This window comes from Tropicimonas sediminicola (assembly GCF_900188335.1).
Taxonomy (GTDB): Bacteria; Pseudomonadota; Alphaproteobacteria; order Rhodobacterales; family Rhodobacteraceae; genus Tropicimonas; species Tropicimonas sediminicola.
Map to the genome: position 1 here is coordinate 129,101 of NZ_FZOY01000003.1, position 21,119 is coordinate 150,219.

General features: G+C 67.8%; 20 protein-coding genes. 15 read left to right on the plus strand and 5 right to left on the minus strand.

The features are described 5' to 3' along the window. Window positions 1–25: 25 nt before the first annotated feature. Together CHB86_RS09120 and CHB86_RS09125 are read right to left on the minus strand one after the other, a co-directional pair. Window positions 26–184 (minus strand): DUF1328 domain-containing protein, encoded by a 159-nt coding sequence (locus CHB86_RS09120; RefSeq protein ID WP_089232727.1) that lies wholly within the window; start codon window positions 182–184, stop codon window positions 26–28. Window positions 185–274: 90 nt separating this feature from the next. Next, window positions 275–568, minus strand: a complete 294-nt coding sequence (locus CHB86_RS09125; protein ID WP_089232728.1) for a hypothetical protein — start codon at window positions 566–568, stop codon at window positions 275–277. 187 nt (window positions 569–755) lie between these two features. On the opposite strand from CHB86_RS09125, the gene CHB86_RS09130 reads away from it, so the two are divergent. The 7 genes from CHB86_RS09130 (at window position 756) to CHB86_RS09160 (ending at window position 9,378) form a co-directional block, all read left to right on the plus strand. Further along, window positions 756–1,211 (plus strand): methyltransferase family protein, encoded by a 456-nt coding sequence (locus CHB86_RS09130; protein WP_089232729.1) that lies wholly within the window; start codon window positions 756–758, stop codon window positions 1,209–1,211. A 126-nt stretch (window positions 1,212–1,337) separates the two neighbouring features. Continuing rightward, window positions 1,338–2,912: a Re/Si-specific NAD(P)(+) transhydrogenase subunit alpha gene (locus CHB86_RS09135; RefSeq protein WP_089232730.1), complete on the plus strand. Its 1,575-nt coding sequence runs from the start codon at window positions 1,338–1,340 to the stop codon at window positions 2,910–2,912. Window positions 2,913–2,925: 13 nt separating this feature from the next. Next, window positions 2,926–4,359, plus strand: coding sequence for an NAD(P)(+) transhydrogenase (Re/Si-specific) subunit beta (locus tag CHB86_RS09140; protein WP_089232731.1), 1,434 nt, complete (start codon window positions 2,926–2,928; stop codon window positions 4,357–4,359). 190 nt (window positions 4,360–4,549) lie between these two features. Continuing rightward, window positions 4,550–5,098 carry a lipocalin family protein gene (locus CHB86_RS09145; protein ID WP_089232732.1) on the plus strand — a complete coding sequence of 183 codons (549 nt, stop codon included), beginning with the start codon at window positions 4,550–4,552 and terminating at the stop codon, window positions 5,096–5,098. A gap of 222 nt (window positions 5,099–5,320) precedes the next feature. After that, the gene (locus tag CHB86_RS09150; protein WP_089232733.1) at window positions 5,321–6,493 is read left to right on the plus strand and encodes a type III PLP-dependent enzyme; all 1,173 of its coding nucleotides are present in this window, start codon (window positions 5,321–5,323) and stop codon (window positions 6,491–6,493) included. A gap of 180 nt (window positions 6,494–6,673) precedes the next feature. Next, window positions 6,674–7,984 (plus strand): DUF3422 family protein, encoded by a 1,311-nt coding sequence (locus CHB86_RS09155; protein WP_089232734.1) that lies wholly within the window; start codon window positions 6,674–6,676, stop codon window positions 7,982–7,984. 230 nt (window positions 7,985–8,214) lie between these two features. Beyond that, window positions 8,215–9,378 (plus strand): M20 aminoacylase family protein, encoded by a 1,164-nt coding sequence (locus CHB86_RS09160; protein ID WP_089232735.1) that lies wholly within the window; start codon window positions 8,215–8,217, stop codon window positions 9,376–9,378. Between the two features lie 109 nt (window positions 9,379–9,487). Here the strand turns inward: CHB86_RS09160 and CHB86_RS09165 are convergent, their stop codons facing one another. Further along, on the minus strand, window positions 9,488–9,946 hold the full coding sequence (locus CHB86_RS09165; RefSeq protein WP_245837860.1) for a helix-turn-helix transcriptional regulator: 459 nt from the start codon (window positions 9,944–9,946) through the stop codon (window positions 9,488–9,490). Window positions 9,947–10,166: 220 nt separating this feature from the next. Here CHB86_RS09165 and CHB86_RS09170 point away from each other — a divergent pair, with 220 nt between their 5' ends. Further along, window positions 10,167–10,967 carry a glycosyl transferase gene (locus tag CHB86_RS09170; RefSeq protein ID WP_089232737.1) on the plus strand — a complete coding sequence of 267 codons (801 nt, stop codon included), beginning with the start codon at window positions 10,167–10,169 and terminating at the stop codon, window positions 10,965–10,967. 138 nt (window positions 10,968–11,105) lie between these two features. Further along, window positions 11,106–11,864, plus strand: coding sequence for a phytochelatin synthase family protein (locus CHB86_RS09175; RefSeq protein ID WP_089232738.1), 759 nt, complete (start codon window positions 11,106–11,108; stop codon window positions 11,862–11,864). 94 nt (window positions 11,865–11,958) lie between these two features. Here the strand turns inward: CHB86_RS09175 and moaA are convergent, their stop codons facing one another. After that, a complete protein-coding gene (gene moaA, locus CHB86_RS09180; protein WP_089232739.1) occupies window positions 11,959–12,960 on the minus strand; it encodes a GTP 3',8-cyclase MoaA in 1,002 nt (333 codons plus the stop codon). 111 nt (window positions 12,961–13,071) lie between these two features. On the opposite strand from moaA, the gene CHB86_RS09185 reads away from it, so the two are divergent. After that, window positions 13,072–13,554, plus strand: a complete 483-nt coding sequence (locus tag CHB86_RS09185; RefSeq protein WP_089232740.1) for a hypothetical protein — start codon at window positions 13,072–13,074, stop codon at window positions 13,552–13,554. A 13-nt stretch (window positions 13,555–13,567) separates the two neighbouring features. On the opposite strand, the gene CHB86_RS09190 is transcribed toward CHB86_RS09185, so the two are convergent. After that, window positions 13,568–13,891 (minus strand): HesB/IscA family protein, encoded by a 324-nt coding sequence (locus CHB86_RS09190; protein WP_176442822.1) that lies wholly within the window; start codon window positions 13,889–13,891, stop codon window positions 13,568–13,570. Between the two features lie 78 nt (window positions 13,892–13,969). Between CHB86_RS09190 and CHB86_RS09195 the strand changes: the two genes are divergently transcribed. From CHB86_RS09195 to nagZ, 5 genes are all read left to right on the plus strand, one after another. Further along, entirely contained in the window at window positions 13,970–15,109 is a 1,140-nt protein-coding gene (locus tag CHB86_RS09195; RefSeq protein ID WP_089232741.1) for a deoxyguanosinetriphosphate triphosphohydrolase, read from the plus strand. 162 nt (window positions 15,110–15,271) lie between these two features. After that, the gene (locus tag CHB86_RS09200) at window positions 15,272–17,092 is read left to right on the plus strand and encodes a cation:proton antiporter (RefSeq protein ID WP_089232742.1); all 1,821 of its coding nucleotides are present in this window, start codon (window positions 15,272–15,274) and stop codon (window positions 17,090–17,092) included. A gap of 53 nt (window positions 17,093–17,145) precedes the next feature. Next, a complete protein-coding gene (gene argS, locus CHB86_RS09205) occupies window positions 17,146–18,891 on the plus strand; it encodes an arginine--tRNA ligase (protein ID WP_089232743.1) in 1,746 nt (581 codons plus the stop codon). A 97-nt stretch (window positions 18,892–18,988) separates the two neighbouring features. Further along, entirely contained in the window at window positions 18,989–20,092 is a 1,104-nt protein-coding gene (locus tag CHB86_RS09210) for an SPOR domain-containing protein (protein WP_089232744.1), read from the plus strand. Beyond that, a complete protein-coding gene (nagZ, locus tag CHB86_RS09215; RefSeq protein WP_089232745.1) occupies window positions 20,089–21,105 on the plus strand; it encodes a beta-N-acetylhexosaminidase in 1,017 nt (338 codons plus the stop codon). Before CHB86_RS09210 ends, nagZ begins: the two co-directional genes overlap by 4 nt. The last annotated feature ends 14 nt before the right edge of the window (window positions 21,106–21,119 follow it).

Genomic DNA, 21,119 nt, shown 5'->3' on the forward strand with positions numbered 1-21,119 from the left:
GGGGCTCAGGTCGTTGCCGGCCGGATCAGCTCACGAGATGCATGATCAGCGAGCCGATGAAGAGCACGATGAAGATGAAGAACAGGATGCGGGCGATCCCGGCCGACGTCGATGCGACGCCGCCAAAGCCGAAGAAACCTGCGACGATGGCAATGATCAGGAAAATGATGATCCAGGTAAGCATTGCTGTAACCCCTTTGTGATGGCTTGCGATCTGAGAACCCGCATCCCGGCGAATTGTTCCGCCGGGTCGTCTGTCGCGAAGCCCACCGGGTCAGAGCGCGCCTTCTGCCGCCATCGACATGACACCGTCCGTGGTGCCGTCGCCGTAGGCGATGCATTGCCAGGGCGCCTTTTCCGGCCCGACGCCGACGCGCACCATCGTGCCGGCCTCGGAGAATTCGGACCCCAGGAGCACGACGTCGGGATTGGCCGTCGCGGCGGTCACGTCCCGCAGGCAGGCCTGTTCGGCCGGGGTGGGCATCGCCGCGGTGGAGCCGCTGTCGGACATGCTGTCCTCGCAGGCCATAAGAGCGAGCGGTGCGGCCAGGAATGCAAGACGGTACATTTTCTAATCCTCCAATAGCGTTAAGTGGCCCGAGGGTCGCCCGTCGCCGCATTCGGATCAAGGCGTAGTTCGCCGGTGCCGGCCGGGATGTCGCAATCGGCGGGAAATGGCTGGTCCGATTGGGGCGGGAAGGGTAGGTCATCCGGGCAATCGCGATGCCACGTGACGCATGCTCGGGGAGGGCGCCATGCCGTTCTGGAAATGGATCGATCTGCCGCCGCTGTGGCTGCTGCTCTTCATCGCACTGGCGCGCGTCCAGGCGGTGCGCCTGCCCGTTGGCGTGATCGACACACCCGTAACCGACCTGCTCGCAGGGCTGCTGATCGGGGGCGGGCTCCTGCTGATGGCGGTCGCGGTCGTCCAGATGCGGCAGAACCGGACCACCTTCATGCCGCACCAGCATGCCCGCCACCTCGTCACCAACGGCGTCTTCTCGCGCAGCCGCAACCCGATCTACCTCGGGGATGCGATGGTCCTGCTGGGGCTGATCGTGCACTGGAGCGCCTGGCCGAGCCTCGTGCTGGTGCCGCTGTTCATGTGGGTGATCACCGACAGGTTCATCCTCGAGGAGGAGGCCTGGCTGCGCGACGACTTCGGCCCGCAATGGGACGAATGGGCCGCCCGAACCCGGCGCTGGCTTTGATATATCGACGCGGTTTCGGTCAAAGGGCTGGAAAACCCGCATCCGGAGTGCAATGAAACCCCCGGGAGAAGGCAATGACCGTGACGTGCATTCGTGCGCGGCGACTATGAACGAGAGGAAGAACACGTGAAGATAGGGTCACCAAGGGAAGTCTTCCCGGGCGAGGCGCGTGTGGCGATGACGCCTGACAGCGCCCGCGCATTGCAGAAGCTCGGCTATGCCTGCGCGATCGAGAGCGGCGCGGGCAAGGCGGCCGGCTTTTCGGACGCGGCCTATGCCGATGCAGGGGTGGAGGTTCTGGGATCGGCCGAGGAGCTCTTTGCCGCCAGCGACATCATCGCCAAGGTGCGCCCGCCCACGGATACCGAAGTGGGCCTGCTCTCCGATGACAAGACCCTGATCTCCTTCTTCTATCCCGCCTCGAACGAGGCGCTGATGGAAGCCGCCAAGGAGAAGGGCGCGAGCGTCATCGCGATGGACATGGTGCCGCGAATCTCCCGCGCGCAGAAGATGGACGCGCTGAGCTCGATGGCCAACATCGCGGGCTACCGTGCGGTGATCGAGGCCGGCAACAACTTCGGCCGCTTCTTCACCGGCCAGGTGACGGCGGCGGGCAAGGTGCCCCCGGCGAAGGTTCTGATCGTCGGCGCCGGCGTGGCCGGTCTTGCCGCCATCGGCACCTCGACCAGCCTCGGCGCGATCACCTACGCCTTCGACGTGCGCCCCGAAGTGGCCGAACAGATCGAGTCCATGGGCGCCGAATTCGTCTACCTCGATTTCGAGGAAGAGCAGACCGACGGCGCAGCCACCGGCGGCTATGCGGCGCCCTCCAGCCCCGAGTTCCGGCTCAAGCAGCTCGAGAAGTTCCGCGAGCTGGCGCCCGAGATGGACATCGTCATCACCACCGCGCTGATCCCCAACCGGGATGCGCCGGTGCTCTGGACCAAGGACATGGTCGAGATGATGAAGCCGGGCTCTGTCATCGTCGACCTCGCCGCCGAGCGTGGCGGCAACTGCGAGCTGACCGTCAAGGACGAGAAGATCGTCACCGACAATGGCGTGACCATCGTCGGCTACACCGACTTCCCGAGCCGGATGGCCGCGCAATCCTCGACCCTCTACGCCACCAACATCCGTCACATGATGACCGACCTGACGCCCGAGAAGGACGGCCAGGTCAACCACAACATGGAAGACGACGTGATCCGCGGCGCGACGATCACCCACGAGGGGGCGATCACCTTCCCGCCGCCGCCGCCAAAGATCCAGGCGATCGCGGCGCAGAAGAAGAAGGAGCCCGCGAAGGAGCTGACCCGCGAGGAGAAGCTGGAACTCGAGAAGCAGGCGTTCAAGGCGCAGACCCGGCAGCAGGTGACGCTGCTGGTGATCGGCGCGGCGCTGATTCTGGGCGTCGGCCTCGTGGCCCCGGCCAGCTTCATGCAGCACTTCATCGTATTCGTCCTGGCGATCTTCGTCGGCTTCCAGGTGATCTGGAACGTCTCCCACGCGCTGCACACGCCGCTGATGGCGGTGACCAACGCGATCTCGTCGATCATCATCCTCGGCGCATTGATGCAGATCGGATCGGGCAGCTTCCTGGTGATCCTGCTCGCCGCGCTGTCGGTTTTCATGGCCGGGATCAACATCTTCGGCGGCTTCCTCGTGACGCGGCGCATGCTCGCCATGTTCCAGAAATCGTAAGGAGACGGGGACAATGGAATACGGATTCACAACGGCGGCCTATGTGGTCGCGGCTGTCCTCTTCATCCTGTCTCTGGGTGGTCTGAGCGGACAGGAAAGCGCCAAGCGCGCCGTATGGTACGGCATCGCCGGTATGGCGCTGGCGGTGTTTGCGACGCTGATCGGCCCGGGCTCCGGCCTCTGGCTGCTGTCGCTTCTGCTGATCGCGGGCGGTGGCGCCATCGGCGTCGTGGTCGCCAAGCGCGTCCAGATGACCGAGATGCCGCAGCTCGTGGCGGCGATGCACAGCCTCGTCGGCCTTGCGGCGGTCTTCGTCGGTTTCAACGCCCATTTCGAACTTGGCCGCGTGCTGGCCATGGACGAGACCGCGCGTGAGGCGCTCGAGGGCTTCGCGGCGGTGCTGGCGCACAAGGACGGCGTCGAGCAGTCGATCCTGCGGGTCGAGCTGTTCCTCGGCATCTTCATCGGTGCGGTCACCTTCACCGGCTCGGTCGTGGCCTTCGGCAAGCTTGCCGGCAAGGTGACGAGCGCGGCCACCAAGCTGCCGGGCGGGCACCTGCTCAACGCCGGCGCGGCGGTGCTCTCGCTTCTCTGCCTGATCTGGTACTTCAACACCGGCGGCTTCTTCCCGCTCTTCGTGATGACGCTGGCGGGCCTCTTCATCGGCTACCACCTGATCATGGGGATCGGCGGGGCGGACATGCCCGTCGTCGTCTCGATGCTCAACAGCTACTCGGGCTGGGCCGCGGCCGCGATCGGCTTCTCGCTCGGCAACGACCTGCTGATCGTGGTCGGTGCGCTTGTGGGGTCCTCGGGTGCGATCCTGAGCTACATCATGTGCAAGGCGATGAACCGCAGCTTCATCTCGGTCATCCTCGGCGGCTTCGGCGGTCCGGCGGGCGAGCAGATGGCGGTCGAGGGCGAACAGGTGGCGATCGACGCCGACGGCGTGGCCGCGACCCTGGAAGATGCCGACAGCGTCATCATCGTTCCGGGCTACGGCATGGCGGTGGCCCAGGCGCAGCAGAACGTGGCCGAGCTGACCCGCCGCCTGCGGGCCAAGGGCAAGGAGGTGCGCTTCGGCATCCACCCCGTCGCGGGCCGTCTGCCGGGGCACATGAACGTGCTGCTGGCCGAGGCCAAGGTGCCCTACGACATCGTGCTGGAGATGGACGAGATCAACGACGACTTCCCGGAAACGGACGTCGTGATCGTTATCGGCTCCAACGACATCGTGAACCCGGCCGCGCAGGAAGACCCGAACTCGCCCATCGCCGGCATGCCGGTGCTGGAGGTCTGGAAGGCCAAGACGGTGTTCGTCTCCAAGCGGGGGCAGGGCACCGGCTACTCGGGCATCGAGAACCCGCTCTTCTACAAGGAGAACACCCGCATGTTCTTCGGCGACGCCAAGAAGAGCCTCGACGATCTGCTGACCCGCATCAGCTGATCGCGCGCGATATCTGCACCTTCGAGACCGCCCGGCATTCGCCGGGCGGTTTTGCTTTTGCGGACAGCCGGATGGTCGGTCATGTTGAAGTTCCAGGGGAACCCGGAGCGCCGGCAGGCGTTGTCTCTGCGAATACAGCTCCGGCCTGCGAAGGTCCGAGGCCAGGCCACCGAGACGACAGGAGTGAGACATGATCAGGAGCACGTTGATTGCGGGCGCGACCGCAGCGGCCCTTGTGGGCAGCGCGTCGCTCGCCCCCGCCGAAAGCTACCGCGATAGCGATACGCAGATGTCGGTGGTGCAGAACCTCGACATCGACCGGTACATGGGCACGTGGTACGAGATCGCGCGCTTCCCCAACCGCTTCGAGCAAGGTTGCGAGGGCGTGACCGCCGACTACGCCCGAACAGGCGACGGCGAGATCTCGGTGGTCAACACCTGCCACAAGGGCGCCCCGGATGGGCCGGTGGAGCAGGCGGAAGGCAAGGCGGAACTCGTTGCGCCGGGGCGTCTGAAGGTCTCCTTCGTGCCGTGGCTGCCGTTTGCCAGGGGGGATTACTGGGTGCTGCACGTCGACCCGGCGTATTCCGTCGCGGTCGTCGGCGAGCCGAGTGGCAAGACCGGGTGGATCCTTGCGCGCAGCCCTCAGATCTCGGCGGCAAAGCGCGCCGAAGCCGAGGCCGCGCTCGAGCGCAACGGCTATGATCCCTCGCAACTTCGAGACGTTTTGCACAGGTGAGCCGTGTTGCGAAAATAACGCTCTGAATCCCGCCGCGAACTTTTTTGCGTCGGCGATGAATTGGGTCTTGAAACGAATCCCGTTCCGCCGCAAATGCGCATTCAAGACGCCAACGCACGCGCCTCTGGCCGAAAGCATCTCGCAACCGTGTTTACGTAGCGACGGTAACGTCTCCCTTGGAACTGAGCGGTCATATATGGCCGGGTCTATTGGAGATGACCAATGACGATGCATTTCGGTGAGGCTCAGGCCTCGCGCGCCCTTCCTGTATCCTCGCGCCTGGAGTCCTTCCTCGCCACCAACATGTTCGATCAGCCGACGCTGGTGATCGATACCGACATCGTCGCGCAGCAGTTCATGGCTCTCAAGGCCGGTCTCGGCGAAGCCGACATTCACTATGCCGTCAAGGCGAACCCGACCCGCGAGGTGATCTCGCGCCTGGTCGAGGTCGGCTCGCATTTCGACGCCGCTTCCCGTGGCGAGATCGAGCTCTGCCTGTCGCTGGGTGCGCGCCCCGAGACGATCTCCTTCGGCAACACCGTGAAGCGGGCCTCCGACATTGCCTTCGCCTACCGCGCGGGCATCACGCTCTTTGCCGCCGACGCCGAGGAAGAGATCGAGAAGATCGCCCACAACGCGCCGGGCGCGCAGGTCTACATCCGCATCATCGTCGAGACCAGCGAGGCCGACTGGCCGCTCAGCCGCAAGTTCGGCTGCGACCGCGACACCGCGATCGCGCTGATGGGCCACGCCAAGATGCTCGGCCTCGACCCGGTCGGCCTGTCGTTCCACGTCGGTTCGCAGACCCGCCGCTCCGAGATGTGGGCGCCGACGCTCGACGCCATGGCGACGATCTGGCACGACGCGATCGCGCTCGGCCACGACCTGCGCCTGCTCAACATCGGCGGCGGCTTCCCGGCCTTCTACGGCGAAGCGATCGAGGCCCCCACCGCCTATGCCGCCGGCGTGATGCGCCAGGTGCGCGAGCGCTTCGGCGATGTCGAGCGGGTGATGGCCGAGCCGGGCCGCGGCCTGGTGGCCGAGGCCGGCGTTCTGGCCTGCGAGGTCATGCTGGTGAGCCGCAAGTCGGCGCGCGACGCGCACCGCTGGGTCTATCTCGACATCGGCAAGTTCTCCGGCCTGGCGGAGACCATCGACGAGGCGATCCGCTACCAGTTCGAAACTCCGCGCGATGGTGATCCCGAGGGTCCCTGCATCCTGGCAGGCCCCTCCTGCGACAGCGCCGACGTGCTCTACGAGAAGCGTCCCGTGCATCTGCCGATGACCCTCGCGGCCGGTGACCGGGTGCTGATCCGCAACACCGGCGCCTACACGTCGAGCTATTCCTCGGTCGGGTTCAACGGCTTCCCGCCGCTGGCCGTGGTGGCGATCTGAACTGACGCGGAGATCCTGGGGAGGAGTGTCGGGTCGGGTGGCGCAAGCCATCCGGCCCGATCTGCATTCGGAGGACACGGTTCTCGGGCAAGGGTAATGCCGCGCCAGCCCGGCCGCCGTATGCCAGTGCATGCCCAGAAATCCTTTTACAGGGCTGTTTCCGCAAGGTTATCTGGCTCCATGAACGAGACAGGCCACGCGCCCCTACTGGCGGATCATCCGCGACGCTACGAGTTGGCCAACGAGCTGCATGCGCGCCCGTTCCCCGAAATGAAGGCGCCTTGCCATGCGCTGTTCCTGGCGATCAAGCGCCCGCGCGACGCGGCCAGCCGGGACAAGGCGGAGGACAGGGCGCACCTGGTGGCGCTGCTGGACCGGTTCGGTGCGCCACACCCCCCGCCGGGGGCGACCCACTGGTTCGGAGAGATCGGCCGGCACCGGCTGAAATGGGAACGCCACACCGAATTTTCCACCTACACGCTCTTCATCGACGGGCTGGAAGAGCGCGCCTTCGACGCGAGCGACTACGAGCTTCTGCCGAGGGATTGGCTGGCAACCTCGCCGGGGATGCGGATCAGCTCGGCCCTGATCCGGGTGGAGCTGCTCGAGGCGGGCGAGGCGGGAGACGCGGAGGCGCGCGACAAGGTCGACGGCTGGTTCGTGGGCGAGAGCGTCGCCATGGCCCGCCTTCTCGAGGACGCCGCGATCGTGGCCAGCGACTTCCGGATCGATACCAGCGGACACATGCGGTTCGCGCTGTTCGTGCGTCCGTCGGTCGGGCCGTCGCGGGTCGGGCGCGTCGTGCAACGGGTCACGGAGATCGAGATCTACAAGTCCATGTCGCTGCTGGGCCTGCCGAGGGCGCAGGATCTCAGCCACCGGATGGGCGAGATCGATCAGCAGCTCAGCGTACTGGTCGGCGACCTGCGCGGCGACCTGCAGCCGGCGGAGGAATCGCTGGAGAAACTGCTGTCGATCTCGGCCGAACTGGAGAACATGCTCGCCAGCTCGACCTTCCGGTTCGGCGCCACCGCGGCCTATGCGGCGCTGGTGCATGACCGGATCGCGGTGTTGCGCGAGGCGCGGTTCGAGGGGCGCCAGCTCTTCGGCGAGTTCATGGCCCGCCGCTTCGACCCCGCGATGCGGACGATCCGCTCGGTCGAGGCACGGCTGAAGGCGATGGCAGACCGGGCGACCCGCGCCGGCGACCTTCTGCGCACCCGCGTCGACGTGGAGCGGCAGGCCCAGAACCAGCGGTTGCTCGAGAGCATGGACCGTCGGGCCGACCTCGCGCTGCGCCTGCAGCAGACGGTCGAAGGATTGTCGGTGGTCGCGATCAGCTATTACGCGCTGAACCTCGCCAGCTATGCCGCCTATCCCTTCCTCGAACCGCTCGGGCTCAGCAAGGGAACCGCCACCGCGCTCCTGCTGCCGATCGTGGTTCTGGCGGTGTTCCTGATGGTCCGACGGATCCGCAAGGGGATGCACTGAACAACCGGGCCCACGTCGGCCCGGATGCGCACCTGAGATCGGGCAGTTCGCCGATCTCGCGGGGCAGGTTCCGGCAAGTGACCTTCCCGCGGCGTCGTCTCGCGGAGGCGGGTAACGTGACCGGTTGCCTTTCGATCCCCTCTTGCCAATGCCGTGCCCTGCCGAAAAGCTGTCGCTCCAAGCGGCCGACTCCGTTCGGCCTGACCACTTGCCCGAGGAGCGCGCCTTCCATGCCCATCCGCAACCGTTTCGCCGACTGGCAGGACGAGATCACCGACTGGCGGCGGGACATCCACCGCCACCCGGAACTGCTCTTCGACACCCACCGCACCGCGGCCTTCGTGGCGGAACGGCTGCAATCTTTCGGCTGCGACGAGGTGGTGACGGGGATCGGCCGAACCGGCGTGGTGGGGGTGATCCGCGGGCGCAGCACCGCCTCGGGGCGGGTGGTCGGGCTTCGGGCCGATATGGACGCGCTGCCGATCACCGAGGCCACCGGCGCCGCGCACGCCTCCGAGGTGCCTGGCGCAATGCACGCCTGTGGGCATGACGGGCACACCGCCATGCTTCTCGGCGCCGCCCGCTACCTGGCCGAGACCCGCAATTTCGACGGCACGGTCGTGGTGATCTTTCAACCCGCCGAGGAGGGCGGCGGCGGCGGCCGCGAGATGTGCAACGACGGGCTGATGGAGCGCTTCGGCATCCAGGAGGTTTACGGCATGCACAACTGGCCCGGCCAGCCGGCAGGCAGTTTCGCGATCCGGCCGGGGCCGTTCTTCGCTTCGGCCGACCATTTCGAGATCGTCCTGACCGGACGCGGCGGCCACGCGGCCAAGCCGCACGAGACCGTGGACGCCGTGGTGATGGCCAGCCACATGGTCGTCGCCTTCCAGAGCATCGTCGCCCGCAACGTCGACCCGGTGGCGCAACTGGTGGTCTCCGTCACTTCGGTCGAGACCTCGAGCAAGGCGTTCAACGTCATCCCGCAGGAAGTCACCCTGCGCGGGACCGCGCGCTCGCTGACCCCGGAGTTGCGCGACCTCGCCGAGCGACGGATCACCGAGATCGCCGAGGGCAATGCACAGATGTTCGGGGGCCGGGCGGAGGTGCGCTATCACCGGAACTACCCGGTGATGGTCAACCACGACGCCGAGACGGCATTTGCCGCCGACGCCGCGCGGGCCGTGGCGGGAAGCTGCGAGGAGGCGCCGCTCATCATGGGCGGCGAGGACTTCGCCTTCATGCTCGAGGAGCGCCCCGGCGCCTACATCCTCGTCGGCAATGGCAAGACCGCGCCGGTGCACCACCCGGAGTATGATTTCAACGACGCCGCGATCCCGGCAGGATGCTCCTGGTGGGTGACGCTGGCCGAACAGCGGATGCCGGCCGGCTGACATTGGAGTCGGGCCGGCCCGCGCGCGCAGCGCGCCCGGCCCAACGGGAGGAGGCGCATCTGCGATGCGTCGACGACGGGCGGGAGGCCTCCGCTCCCTTTCCGGGCGGTCAGCGCGGCGGCAGCAGTCCCCCGTCCAGCGCCTTGATCGCCGCCGTGGTCCGGTCTCCTGCTCCGAGTTTCCGGAAGATTCGTCGGTTGTGCGTGTCCACCGTGTGCGGCGAGATGCCGAGGATCTCGGCGATCACCGCGTTGCTCTTGCCGCTCGCGATCCAGCCGAGGATCTCCTGTTCGCGTGGACTGAGCGGCGGCATCTCCTCGGCCTCCTGTGCCGATCCGTTCTGGGTCTTGTCGGGGCGTTCCAGCAGGGCGACCAGCTGCTTCGATTTCTCCCGCAGCAGCAGGAGCGCCTTTCTCCGGCACGCCTCGGTACCGTCTCCCCGAATCCGTGCGACGAGCCCGTCAATCCGCGCGCAAGCCGCCTGGAGTTCCGCCAACGCTTCGCGCGCGGGGGCACGTCCAACCAGGCAGCCGGCATCGCCGGGCAGGGGAGTTTCGAAGGCCTGCATAGACATCGAGGGCGTCGCTCCTTGTCATGAAGGGTCGGTCCGCGGAACGGTCCCGCGGCAGAGCTGTGAGATGTGATTGCGTAATGATTGCATCGTGCATGTAGGTGCGCGCCATCCGTGGTGCAAGTGTTTTGGTGGCAAATTGCATTGGCCGCATGGCCGGCTTTCGCCACTGGCAGGTTCGGGGGGGACAGGCTAGAGCGGGGCAAAGGAGGTGCGCATGGGCACAGCGAACGTCATCTGCATCAAATGGGGCACGCTCTTCGGTTCGGAGTACGTCAACCGGCTCTATTCCGGTGCCCGCAGGAACCTCTCGGCCGAGGTGCGCTTCTTCTGCATGACCGAGCACCGCGACGGGCTGCACCCTTCGATCGAGGTGCTGGACCTGCCCGAGGAACCCTTCCAGGCCGAGATGGACGCGGCCCTTGCGGTGGCCAACCGGCAGGGAGCGATGCGCAAGGTCAGCCTGTTCCGCCCCGGTCTGATCCCCGATCTCGACGGGCCGCTGCTCGGCTTCGATCTCGACGTGGTCATCACCGGCCCGCTCGACGACATCCTGCACCATGCGCCGGGCAAGGTCGCCATGCGGGCGGACTGGGTCGAGGCGCGGCGGGGCCGGGCAACCGGCCACGGCTCTGTGTTCCGCTTCGATCCCGCGCTGCATGGCTGGCTCTACGAGACCCTTGCCGCCGATCCCAGGGGCGAGGTCGAGAAGGCGCGCGGCTCGGAGCAGCGCTACACCTCGACCCTGGCGCAGGAGCGGGACGCCTTCGCCTACCTGCCCCCCGATCAGGTGGTGAGCTTCAAGCACGGCTGCCTGCGCCTGCCGCCGATGAACTACCTCGCCGAGCCACGCCTCCCGGACAACGCCCGCGTCGTCTGCTTTCACGGCCGGCCCAAGATGAGCGAGGCGGTGGAGGGCTACCACGGCTCTGTCATCCGCCACACGCGCCCCTGTTCCTGGCTCCGCGAGCACTGGATCGAGCGCGCGCGGGACGACCTGGGCGGCGCCTGGGGCTAGGCCGGTCACGGTGCAGGGCGCGCCCCGTTGGAACCCGACCTTGGAAGGCGCGCAAGGAAGACCGATCAACACGCGCGTTGACAGGCCATTGCGCGGTGCTAGTGTCTGCCATCAAACACTTTTTCGGAATCTTCCCAAATGACGAACCGCTCTCTCAAGCGCGCCGCCCTGCTCGGGGCCGGCCTGTTTCTGGCCGCTCCGATGGCGACTGCGGCCGACCAGCCCGCACCGAAGCTCGGACCGAACGCGACCCCGGTGACGGCCGACACCACTTTCCTGCGGCAGAGCGAAGCGCCGGATTACTGGGCCTTCGCCTCGTTCGTGAAACCGCAGTTCACCACCTCGGCATGTTCCATTGCTGCGGTCACCGCGGCCGTGAACGGGCTGCGCGGTCTTCCGGAGAATGCCGAGGACACGGTGATCACCCAGCCGGAGCTGCTCGAGGCGGTGGCCGATGCCACCTGGGCGGAGGTGTCTGCCGAGGGGGGCGATGGGGTGACCTTCGACCAGTTGGCGCAGTTCACCGGCAGCACGCTGGCGGCGCTCGGGATGGAAGGCTACCGGACCGAGACCTTCAAGCCCACGGCCGCCGACGATCAGACCCTCGGCCAGCTGCGAGAGATCCTCGCCGCGAACGAGATGTCGGCCGAGGACGCGCTGCTGGTCTATTTCAACCAGGGCGTGGTGACCGGGGATTGGGATGGGCCGCACGTGTCGTTGATCGGCGCCTATGACGCGGCCGGCGACAAGGCTCTCATCCTCGAGGTCGACCAGGAATGGTACATTCCCTACTGGACCCCGGTTCCGGTGCTGCTGGAGGCGATGCTGAAGCCGACCTCGGCCGAACATGGCGTGCTCGAGGGCGAGACGGGCGGCTTCGTGCATATCCTGCGATAGGCCCGGCGGTGCATGGAACGTCGCGCCGCGTGCGGTCTGCATGCGGCGCATTCCCTCACTCTGGCGGGTTTGCCTGAATCCGTGTCTGCCGGGCTCAGCCGCCGGTGTGGCTCATGTGACGCGGCATCTGGCCGGCCACTTCCTGCCGGGAATAATCGAAATCGTGCCCCTTGGGCTTCAGCCGGATCGCGGCGCGGATCGCGTCTTCGAGCGGCGGGGCCGTGGGCTCGCGCAGCGAGGGGCGGAGGTCGGCGCGATCTTCCTGGCCGAGACACATGTAGAGCTCGCCGGTGCAGGTCAGGCGCACCCGGTTGCAGCTCTCGCAGAAATTATGCGTAAGCGGGGTGATGAAGCCGATCTTCTGCCCGGTTTCCTCCAGCCGCACATAGCGGGCGGGGCCGCCGGTGCGCTCGGCGAGGTCGGTCAGGCTGTAGCGCTCGCGCAGACGGGCGCGCAGGTCGCTCAGCGGCCAGTACTGGTCCAGCCGGTCCTCGTTGCCCAGATCGCCCATCGGCATCACCTCGATGAAGGTGAGGTCCATGTCGCGGGAGGCGCACCATTCGACCAGCGGGAACAACTCGTCCTCGTTGAAGCCCTTGAGGGCGACGGCGTTGATCTTGACCCTCAGGCCGGCCTCCTGCGCAGCGTCGATTCCCCGGAGCACCTGCGGCAGACGGCCCCAGCGGGTGATCTTGGCGAACTTGGTCTCGTCGAGCGTGTCGAGCGAGATGTTCACCCGGCGCACCCCGATGGAGGCCAGTTCGCCGGCGAAGCGGTGCAACTGGCTGCCGTTGGTGGTCAGGGTCAACTCGTCGAGCGCGCCGCTTTCGAGGTGCCGCGCCATCCCCTGGAAATAGGTCAGGATGTTCCGGCGCACCAACGGCTCGCCCCCGGTGATCCGAAGCTTGCGGACGCCGAGAGAGATGAAGGCGGTGGAAACGGTGTCGAGCTCTTCCAGCGTCAGCAGTTCGCGCTTCGGCAGGAAGGTCATGTTTTCCGACATGCAGTAGGTGCAGCGGAAATCGCAACGGTCGGTCACGGAAACCCGCAGGTAGGTCACCGCGCGCTGGAACGGATCGATCAGAGGCGTGTTCATGCGCGAAACGCTACGCTTTGCCGTGAAAACAGGCAAGAGACGGATCGAAGGTTGCCCCCCTTGTGAACGCAGGGCAGGTTGCGGGAAATGGCCGCAGAGGGAGACGGACAGATGCTGAGGCAGGTGACGATAGCGGCGCTGGTTCTGGCGGTGGCGGGGTGTTCGCAGTTCCGCGTGCCCTTCCGGAAGCCGGCGGACCCGGTTGCCGGCGCGCCGATGGAGACCGTCGCGGCCGAGCCCGCAGCGGTGGTGCCGTCCCCGACGGCGCTGACCCCCGAGCAATTCGATACCACGACAGGAGAACAGCGCGCCGCCGCTGCGGCCGCGGCCCCGGTGAGCGGCGAGACCCGGCTGGGCACGACGATCGCATCACTGGGCGATCCGGCCGATCCCGGCTTCTGGGCCGAAACCGGACTGGTGAGCGAGGTGCGGCAGGGGCGGCTGGAATACCCGGCGACCGGCAAGTCCGTCGCGGTCGAACTGCGCCCCTCGGGCGGGGCGCCGGGATCCGGCACGCGCGTCAGCCTGCCTGCGCTCCGCGTGCTGGAAGCGCCGCTGACCGATCTGCCGGAACTGGTGGTCTACGGGGGCTGAGCGCCGGCCCGGATTACATCGCGAAGCTGACGCCGCAGCCGCAAGAGGAGCTGGCGTTGGGGTTGTCCACCACGAAACGGGCGCCGATCAGCTCGTCGGAGAAGTCGATGGTGGCGTTCTCGAGGAACGGCAGCGACACCGAATCGACCACGACCTTCTGGCCCAGGCCTTCGATCACGAGGTCGTCCTCGGCCGGATCGTCGAGCTTGATCTCGTACTGGAACCCCGAGCAGCCGCCGCCCTCGACGGCCACGCGCAGCGCCTTCGGAGCGGCCTCGATCTCCGCCAGGCGGGCGAAGGCGCGGTCGGTCACCTTGGGGGGAAGGGTCAAGTCCATGAAAAACCTCGATTGGCGCGTCGCATTCCTGTCAGAACCAAGATATATGCGGGCAGGAACGGCTGAACAAGGATGCCCATGAAACTGGCCCCCTACGCCTGCGACCCCGCCGCCAGCCGCGGCAGGCTCTACCCGGAAGCGATCAGCACCTTCCGCTCGCCCTTCCAGCGCGACCGCGACCGGATCATCCACTCCTCCGCCTTCCGGCGCCTGAAGCACAAGACGCAGGTGTTCGTGGAGCACGAGGGCGACCATTTCCGCACCCGCCTGACCCATTCGATCGAGGTCGCGCAGGTGGCGCGGACCATCGCCGGTACGCTCGGGCTGAACGGGGAACTGACCGAGGCGGTGGCGCTGGCCCATGACCTCGGGCACACGCCCTTCGGCCACACCGGCGAGGACGCGCTGCACGCGCTCATGGCGCCCTATGGCGGGTTCGACCACAACGCGCAGGCGATCCATATCGTCACCGCGCTGGAGCGCCACTACGCCGGGTTCGACGGGCTGAACCTGACCTGGGAGACGCTGGAAGGTATCGCCAAGCACAACGGGCCGGTCAGCGGCGAGCTGCCCTACAGGCTCGCGGAATACAACGCGGTGCACGACCTGGAGCTGCATACCCACGCCAGCGCCGAGGCGCAGGTCGCCGCCCTTTCGGACGATATCGCCTACAACAACCACGACCTGATGGACGGGCTGCGCGCGAAGCTGTTCACCGATGCGGAGATCGAGGCGCTGCCCATCGTCGGGCCGGCCTATGCAGAGGTCGACGCGACCTGGCCCGGGCTCGACCCGATGCGCCGGCGCCATGAGGCGCTGCGCCGGGTTTTCGGGGTCATGGTGACCGACGTGATCGCCACCGCGCAAGCCACTCTGGAGGAGGCCGGGCCCGGCGATGCGCAGGCGGTGCGTGAACTCGGCCGGCCGGTGATCCGCTTTTCGCAGCGGGTCTGGCAGGAGATCGAGGTGATCCGCTCCTTCCTGTTCACGCGCATGTACCGTGCGCCGAGCGTCATGGAGGAGCGCGCCCGCGTGACCCAGGTGATCGAGGCGCTGTTCCCGCTCTACATGCGGCGTCCGGATCTTTTGCCGGTGGACTGGCAGGACGACATCGAGCGGGCGGGGGACGAGACCGCGCTGGCGCGGATCGTGGCCGATTACATCGCCGGCATGACCGACCGCTTCGCGCTGCAGCAACATGCCCGGCTGATCGGCTAGGCCCGGCCGTCAGCCATATTGCGCGCCTGCGGCGCATTCTCCTTGAGCCCTTCGGGCCGACTGGGCGCGGCGAAAACCCTTGACCGTCAGGGCGAAGACTGAACGTCCTTGGGCGACAGGGACATGCCCCGGGACCGGGGCGGACAGGCGGACGGAGAGGCGATGAGTGCAGGTGGTGGCGGGCTGACGCCCGAGGTGGCGATCGCGGTGATCGGCGTGCTGGGCGTCGGGGCACAATGGATCGCGTGGCGGCTGCAGATGCCGGCGATCGTGCTGATGCTGGCGGCGGGTCTTGCGGTGGGGCCGGGCCTGGAATGGCTGGTGCCGGCGCGCGATATCGGGCCCCTGGTGGAGCCGATGGTCGCGATCGCGGTGGCGATCATCCTGTTCGAGGGCGGGCTGACGCTGAACCTGCACGGCTTGCGCGACGCGGCGACCGGGGTCCGGCGGCTGGTGATCCTCGGCGCGCCGCTCGGCTGGCTCTTTTCGGCGATGGCCCTGCATTACGTGGCCGGGCTCGGCTGGGCCGCGGCCTCGGTCTTTGGCGGCATCATGATCGTCACGGGCCCCACGGTGATCGCGCCGCTGCTGCGGCAGGCGCGGCTGTCACGGCGTCCGTCGGTGCTGCTGCAATGGGAGGCTATCGTCAACGACCCGATCGGGGCGCTGGCGGCCGTGCTGGCCTTCCAGGTGGTCACGGTCTCCGCGGCGGGGGGCGAGATGTGGAGCGCGCTGGTGCCGCTCGGCCTGCGCTTTGCCGTGTCGGGCGCGATCGGATGGGCCGCGGGCTGGCTGGTGGTGCAGGCGTTCCGCCGCGCGCTGGTGCCGGAATACATGAAGGTGCCGGTGCTCTTCGTGGCGGTGCTGGCGACCTTCGTCGGCACCGACCTGATCGCCCATGAGAGCGGGCTGCTGGCGGTGACGCTGATGGGGATCGTCGTGGCCAATTCGGACCTGCCGTCCTTCACCGAGCTGCGCCGCTTCAAGGAGCACGCGACGATCCTGCTGGTCTCGGGGGTCTTCATCCTGCTGGCGGCCTCGATGGACCTCGGCACGCTGGAGCTGCTGGACTGGCGGGCCGCGGCATTTCTCGTCGTGGTGATCCTCGTCGTGCGGCCGGCGACGGTGCTGCTGTCGCTGCTGGGCTCGGGGCTGCCCAGGAACGAGCGGCTGCTGGTGGCGCTGACCGGGCCGCGCGGGGTCGTGCTGGTCGCGGTTGCGGGGCTTTTTGCGACCAAGCTCGTGGCGCTCGGGGTCGAGGACGGGGCGCGGGTGGTGCCGCTGGCCTTTGCGCTGGTGGCGGCGACGGTGGTGCTTCACGGGTTCACGCTGGCGCCCCTGGCGCGCGCGCTCGGCCTTGCGGGGACGGATGCGCCGGGGCTGGTTATCGTCGGCGGCTCGCGGTTTGCCACGGCGCTCGGCAGCGCCTGCAAGGACCTGGAGATCCCGGTGATGGTGACCGACCGCAACTACACGCGGCTGCGAGGCGCGCGCGAGGCCGGGCTGCCGACCTATTACGGCGACATCCTGTCGGAAGCGACGGAGCACGGCCTCGACCTCGTGCGCTATGGCGTGGTGCTCGCGGCGACGGAGAACGACGCCTACAACACGCTCGTGGCGACGGACCTCGCGCCGGAGTTCGGCCGCGAGAATGTCTTTCAGATTTCCCGGGCGCAGGAGCAGTCCCGGCGCCACGCCCTGCCGAGCACGCTTGGCGCGCAGCCGCTGGGCAAGGGCATGAGCTATCTCGAGCTGAGCCGGCTGATGACCGAGGGCTGGGAGGTGAAGGTGACCCGCCTGACCGAGGAGTTCACCCTCGACGACTGGCGGGGCAGGAACCCCGAAGCCTTTCTTCTCGGCCGGGTCGATGGCTCGGGGCTCAGGCTTCTGGCCGATGGCGCCGAGTTCAAGGCGGTGCCGGGCGTGCGCCTTTTGGCGATGGTGCCGCCGGAGCGGGAGGCAGTGGCAGCGGGCGGCCATTGACCTCGGTCTCGCCCGTGATACACCGCGCGGCAACCCCCAGCGGAGCCTGACCGATGAACATCTATGCCGATATCCGTACCCTTGTGACCGAGGCGCTGGACGCGCTGGCGGCCGAAGGTGTGCTGCCCGAAGGGCTGGACCTGTCCAACGTGGCGGTGGAACCGCCGCGCGACGCGTCGCACGGGGATATGGCGACCAACGCGGCGATGGTGCTGGCCAAGCCGGCGAAGATGAAGCCGCGCGACATCGCCGAGGCGCTGGCGGGAAAGCTCGCGGCGGACCCGCGGATCGACACGGCCGACGTGGCGGGGCCGGGCTTCCTGAACCTGCGGCTGGCGGCGCCGGTCTGGGCCGGGGTTGTCCGCACGGTGCTGGAGGCCGGCGGCGATTTCGGCCGGTCGGCGATGGGCAAGGACCAGCGGGTGAACGTCGAATACGTCTCCGCCAACCCGACCGGGCCGCTGCATGTCGGGCACACCCGCGGCGCGGTCTTCGGCGATGCGCTGGCCTCGCTGCTGGATTTCGCAGGCTATGACGTCACGCGCGAATACTACATCAACGACGGCGGCGGGCAGGTCGATACGCTCGCCCGGTCCGTCTACCTGCGCTACCTCGAGGCGCATGGAAAGGAAGTGGCCTTTCCCGATGGAACCTACCCGGGCGACTACCTGATCGCCGTGGGTGAGGCGCTCAAGGAGAAGGTCGGCGATGCCTTTGTCGACAAGGGAGAGCAGTTCTGGCTGGCCGAGGTGCGGGAATTCGCGACCGACGCCATGATGGAGCTGATCCGCGAGGATCTTGCGGCGCTCGGCGTGAAGATGGACCGATTTTTCTCCGAAAAATCCCTCTACGGCACCGGCCGGATCGAGGCCGCGCTCAAGGCGCTTTCGGACAAGGGGCTGATCTACGAAGGCGTGCTGGAGCCGCCGAAGGGCAAGACGCCGGACGATTGGGAGCCGCGCGAGCAGACGCTCTTCAAGTCCACCGCCCATGGTGACGACGTGGACCGTCCGGTCAAGAAGTCGGACGGCTCCTGGACCTATTTCGCGCCCGACATCGCGTATCACTTCGACAAGGTGGAGCGCGGCTACGACGCGCTGATCGATGTGTTCGGCGCCGATCACGGCGGATACGTGAAGCGGATGAAGGCAGCCGTCTCGGCGCTCTCGGACGGCAAAGTCCCGCTCGACATCAAGCTGACGCAGCTGGTGAAGCTCTATAAGAACGGCGAGCCCTTCAAGATGTCCAAGCGGGCGGGGACCTTCGTCACGCTGCGGGACGTTGTCGACCAGGTCGGGCCGGACGTGACCCGCTTCGTTATGCTGACCCGCAAGAACGACGCGCCGCTCGACTTCGATTTCGACAAGGTGCTGGAGCAGTCCAAGGACAACCCGGTCTTCTACGTGCAATACGCCCATGCGCGGGTGAAATCCGTGCTGCGCAAGGCAGAAGAGGCCGGGATCGCGGTGGACGACGCCACGCTGGCGGCGGCGGATCTGTCGGGCATGACCCACCCTGCCGAGGTCGCGCTGGCCGCCAAGGTCGCCGAATGGCCACGGCTGCTGGAAATCGCGGCGCGGACCCACGAGCCGCATCGCGTGGCCTTCTACCTCTACGAGCTGGCCGGCGACCTGCACAGCCTGTGGAACCGGGGCAACGACGAGCCCGCCCTGCGGTTCCTGCAGGAAGCGGATCCGGCCACGTCGCAGGCGAAAATCGCCCTCGCACGCGCTGTCTCCGTTGTGATTTCCACCGGTCTTGGTATCTTGGGCGTGACCCCGGTCGAAGAAATGCGCTGACGAACGGCGCGCGCGGGGCATCAGGCAGGCAAGACCCCGCGCAGCGCAACTCCCATGATCGGCGGCGCCTCGTGCGGGACAGGCAATGAGGCGGAGCATGTTGAACCCGGCAGCAGGTCAGGGCAGGGGGGCGCTCGAAGCACCCCACGTTCAGGAATACATTCAGTCCTTCGAGAGCGTCGACGAGTCCGGCGCCTACCAGGTCGCGGCGCCCGGAAAGGCACGGCTCTTTGTCCACGTGATCGGCGCCGCGGTCTCGCTGGCGGTGATCGGCGCCTGTGGCTGGTGGGGCTACAAGCAGATCATGCGCGACCTGCACGGCATCCCGGTGGTCCAGGCGCTGGAAGGGCCGATGCGGATCGCACCCGATGATCCGGGTGGGATGGTGGCGAGCCATTCCGGGCTCGCGGTCAACTCGGTCCAGGCCGAGGGTGTGGCGGCGGTGCCGGAATCCCAGCTGATCCTTGCGCCCCAACCGGTGCGGCTGGCCGAGGAAGACCAGACAGCGGCCGAGCTGGCCCCGGCAGAGAGCGCCGAAGCGACCGAGGATGACCAGGCCACGCTGCTGGCGCGGGTCGATCCCGACGACGCGGAACTTGCCGAGCCGGCGCCGATGGTGCCGACGGTGGCAAGCCTGACCGAGGAGGTGCCGTCAGACGATCCGCTGGAGCGCGCCCTTGCACTCGCCGATGCGGCCACAGCCGGTGCGATCCCGCTCTCGGAAAGTGCCGAGGCCGAGGAGCCCGCGGAAACGGTCGAGTCCGCGATCGAGGCCGCGGTCCGGACGGCGGCGATCGAAGCGTCGCTGGATGGGCTGAGCGACACCTCCGGCATGCCGGTCTCGCCGCGTCCCGCGCCGCGGCCGGGGGCGCGCGTTCTCGCCGCGCCGGAGGCGACGGAGCAACTTGCCAGCATCGCGCCGGCATCGGTCGACCCCACGTCGATCGAGGTGGGCACGCGGCTGGTGCAGCTGGGGGCCTTCGAGTCCCAGGACGAGGCCAAGCGAGCCTGGGACATTCTGGCCTCCGCCTTCGACGGCCTGCTGGACGACAAGCAGCAGGTGCTGGTCGAGGCGAATGCCGGCGGCCGGAGCTTCTGGCGGCTGCGCGCGCTCGGCTTCGCCGACCTCGCCGAGGCCCGCCGTTTCTGTGCCGCGCTGGTGGCCGAACGGGCCGAGTGCATCCCCGTGGTGGTGCGGTGAGCGCCCGCTCGGCGACGATCCTCGGCGTCGAGGGGCTCGCGCTGACCAGCGCGGAGCGGTCCTTTCTGGCCGAGGCCCAGCCGCTGGGCTTCATCCTCTTCGCCCGCAACATCGAGGCGCCGGAGCAGCTGCGACGCCTGACCGGCGACCTGCGCGACACCGTCGGCCGGGATGCGCTGGTGCTGATCGACCAGGAGGGCGGCCGCGTACAGCGGATGCGCCCGCCGCACTGGCGCCTCTGGCAGCCGCCTTTGGACCAGATGCAGCGAGCCGGCGATCTCGAGGCCGCGGCGCGGGCGATGTTCCTGCGGCACCGCCTGATCGCCCACGAGTTGCGCGAGGTCGGCATCGACACCAACTGCGCCCCCTCCGCCGACATTGCGCGGCCGGAGACCCACCCCTTCCTGCGCAACCGCTGCTTCGGCGAGGACGTGGCCGCCGTGGTGACCGGCGCCCGTGCCGCCGCCGAAGGGCTGATGGCCGGTGGCGTGCTGCCGGTGGTCAAGCACATCCCCGGGCACGGCCGGGCGCGGCTCGACAGCCACAAGGACCTGCCGGTGGTGGAGGTGGATGCCGACGATCTGCGCGCCCTGGATTTCGCGCCATTCCAGGCGCTGGCGGACCTGCCGATGGGCATGACCGCGCACCTGAAATTCACCGCCTTCGACGCGGAGGCCCCGGCCACGCAATCGGCCCGCATGATCGGCCTGATCCGCAACGAGATCGGCTTCGACGGGCTGCTGATGACCGACGATCTGTCGATGCAGGCGCTGATCGGAGACATCGCCGCACGCGCCGCGGCCTCGATCGCCGCCGGATGCGACGTGGTCCTGCATTGCAATGGCGAGCTGGCCGAGATGGAGCAGGCTGTGGCTTCGGCCGGGCCGCTTTCTCAGGATGCCACACGCCGGGCCGATGCGGCGCTTGCGCTGCGCCGGAAGCCGGATCCGGTTGACATTCCGGCCGTGGAAGAGGAACTTCGCACACTTCTGAACGGGGATGTCTATGGCTGAGGACATGGCAGCGG

Excerpts from the sequence above, each read along its gene's own strand:
- CHB86_RS09120 (WP_089232727.1), bottom strand. The coding sequence starts at position 184 with ATGCTTACCTGGATCATCATTTTCCTGATCATTGCCATCGTCGCAGGT.
- CHB86_RS09125 (WP_089232728.1), bottom strand. The coding sequence starts at position 568 with ATGTACCGTCTTGCATTCCTGGCCGCACCGCTCGCTCTTATGGCCTGC.
- CHB86_RS09130 (WP_089232729.1), top strand. The coding sequence starts at position 756 with ATGCCGTTCTGGAAATGGATCGATCTGCCGCCGCTGTGGCTGCTGCTC.
- CHB86_RS09140 (WP_089232731.1), top strand. The coding sequence starts at position 2,926 with ATGGAATACGGATTCACAACGGCGGCCTATGTGGTCGCGGCTGTCCTC.
- CHB86_RS09145 (WP_089232732.1), top strand. The coding sequence starts at position 4,550 with ATGATCAGGAGCACGTTGATTGCGGGCGCGACCGCAGCGGCCCTTGTG.
- CHB86_RS09150 (WP_089232733.1), top strand. The coding sequence starts at position 5,321 with ATGACGATGCATTTCGGTGAGGCTCAGGCCTCGCGCGCCCTTCCTGTA.
- CHB86_RS09155 (WP_089232734.1), top strand. The coding sequence starts at position 6,674 with ATGAACGAGACAGGCCACGCGCCCCTACTGGCGGATCATCCGCGACGC.
- CHB86_RS09160 (WP_089232735.1), top strand. The coding sequence starts at position 8,215 with ATGCCCATCCGCAACCGTTTCGCCGACTGGCAGGACGAGATCACCGAC.
- CHB86_RS09165 (WP_245837860.1), bottom strand. The coding sequence starts at position 9,946 with ATGCAGGCCTTCGAAACTCCCCTGCCCGGCGATGCCGGCTGCCTGGTT.
- CHB86_RS09170 (WP_089232737.1), top strand. The coding sequence starts at position 10,167 with ATGGGCACAGCGAACGTCATCTGCATCAAATGGGGCACGCTCTTCGGT.
- CHB86_RS09175 (WP_089232738.1), top strand. The coding sequence starts at position 11,106 with ATGACGAACCGCTCTCTCAAGCGCGCCGCCCTGCTCGGGGCCGGCCTG.
- moaA (WP_089232739.1), bottom strand. The coding sequence starts at position 12,960 with ATGAACACGCCTCTGATCGATCCGTTCCAGCGCGCGGTGACCTACCTG.
- CHB86_RS09185 (WP_089232740.1), top strand. The coding sequence starts at position 13,072 with ATGCTGAGGCAGGTGACGATAGCGGCGCTGGTTCTGGCGGTGGCGGGG.
- CHB86_RS09190 (WP_176442822.1), bottom strand. The coding sequence starts at position 13,891 with ATGGACTTGACCCTTCCCCCCAAGGTGACCGACCGCGCCTTCGCCCGC.
- CHB86_RS09195 (WP_089232741.1), top strand. The coding sequence starts at position 13,970 with ATGAAACTGGCCCCCTACGCCTGCGACCCCGCCGCCAGCCGCGGCAGG.
- CHB86_RS09200 (WP_089232742.1), top strand. The coding sequence starts at position 15,272 with ATGAGTGCAGGTGGTGGCGGGCTGACGCCCGAGGTGGCGATCGCGGTG.
- argS (WP_089232743.1), top strand. The coding sequence starts at position 17,146 with ATGAACATCTATGCCGATATCCGTACCCTTGTGACCGAGGCGCTGGAC.
- CHB86_RS09210 (WP_089232744.1), top strand. The coding sequence starts at position 18,989 with ATGTTGAACCCGGCAGCAGGTCAGGGCAGGGGGGCGCTCGAAGCACCC.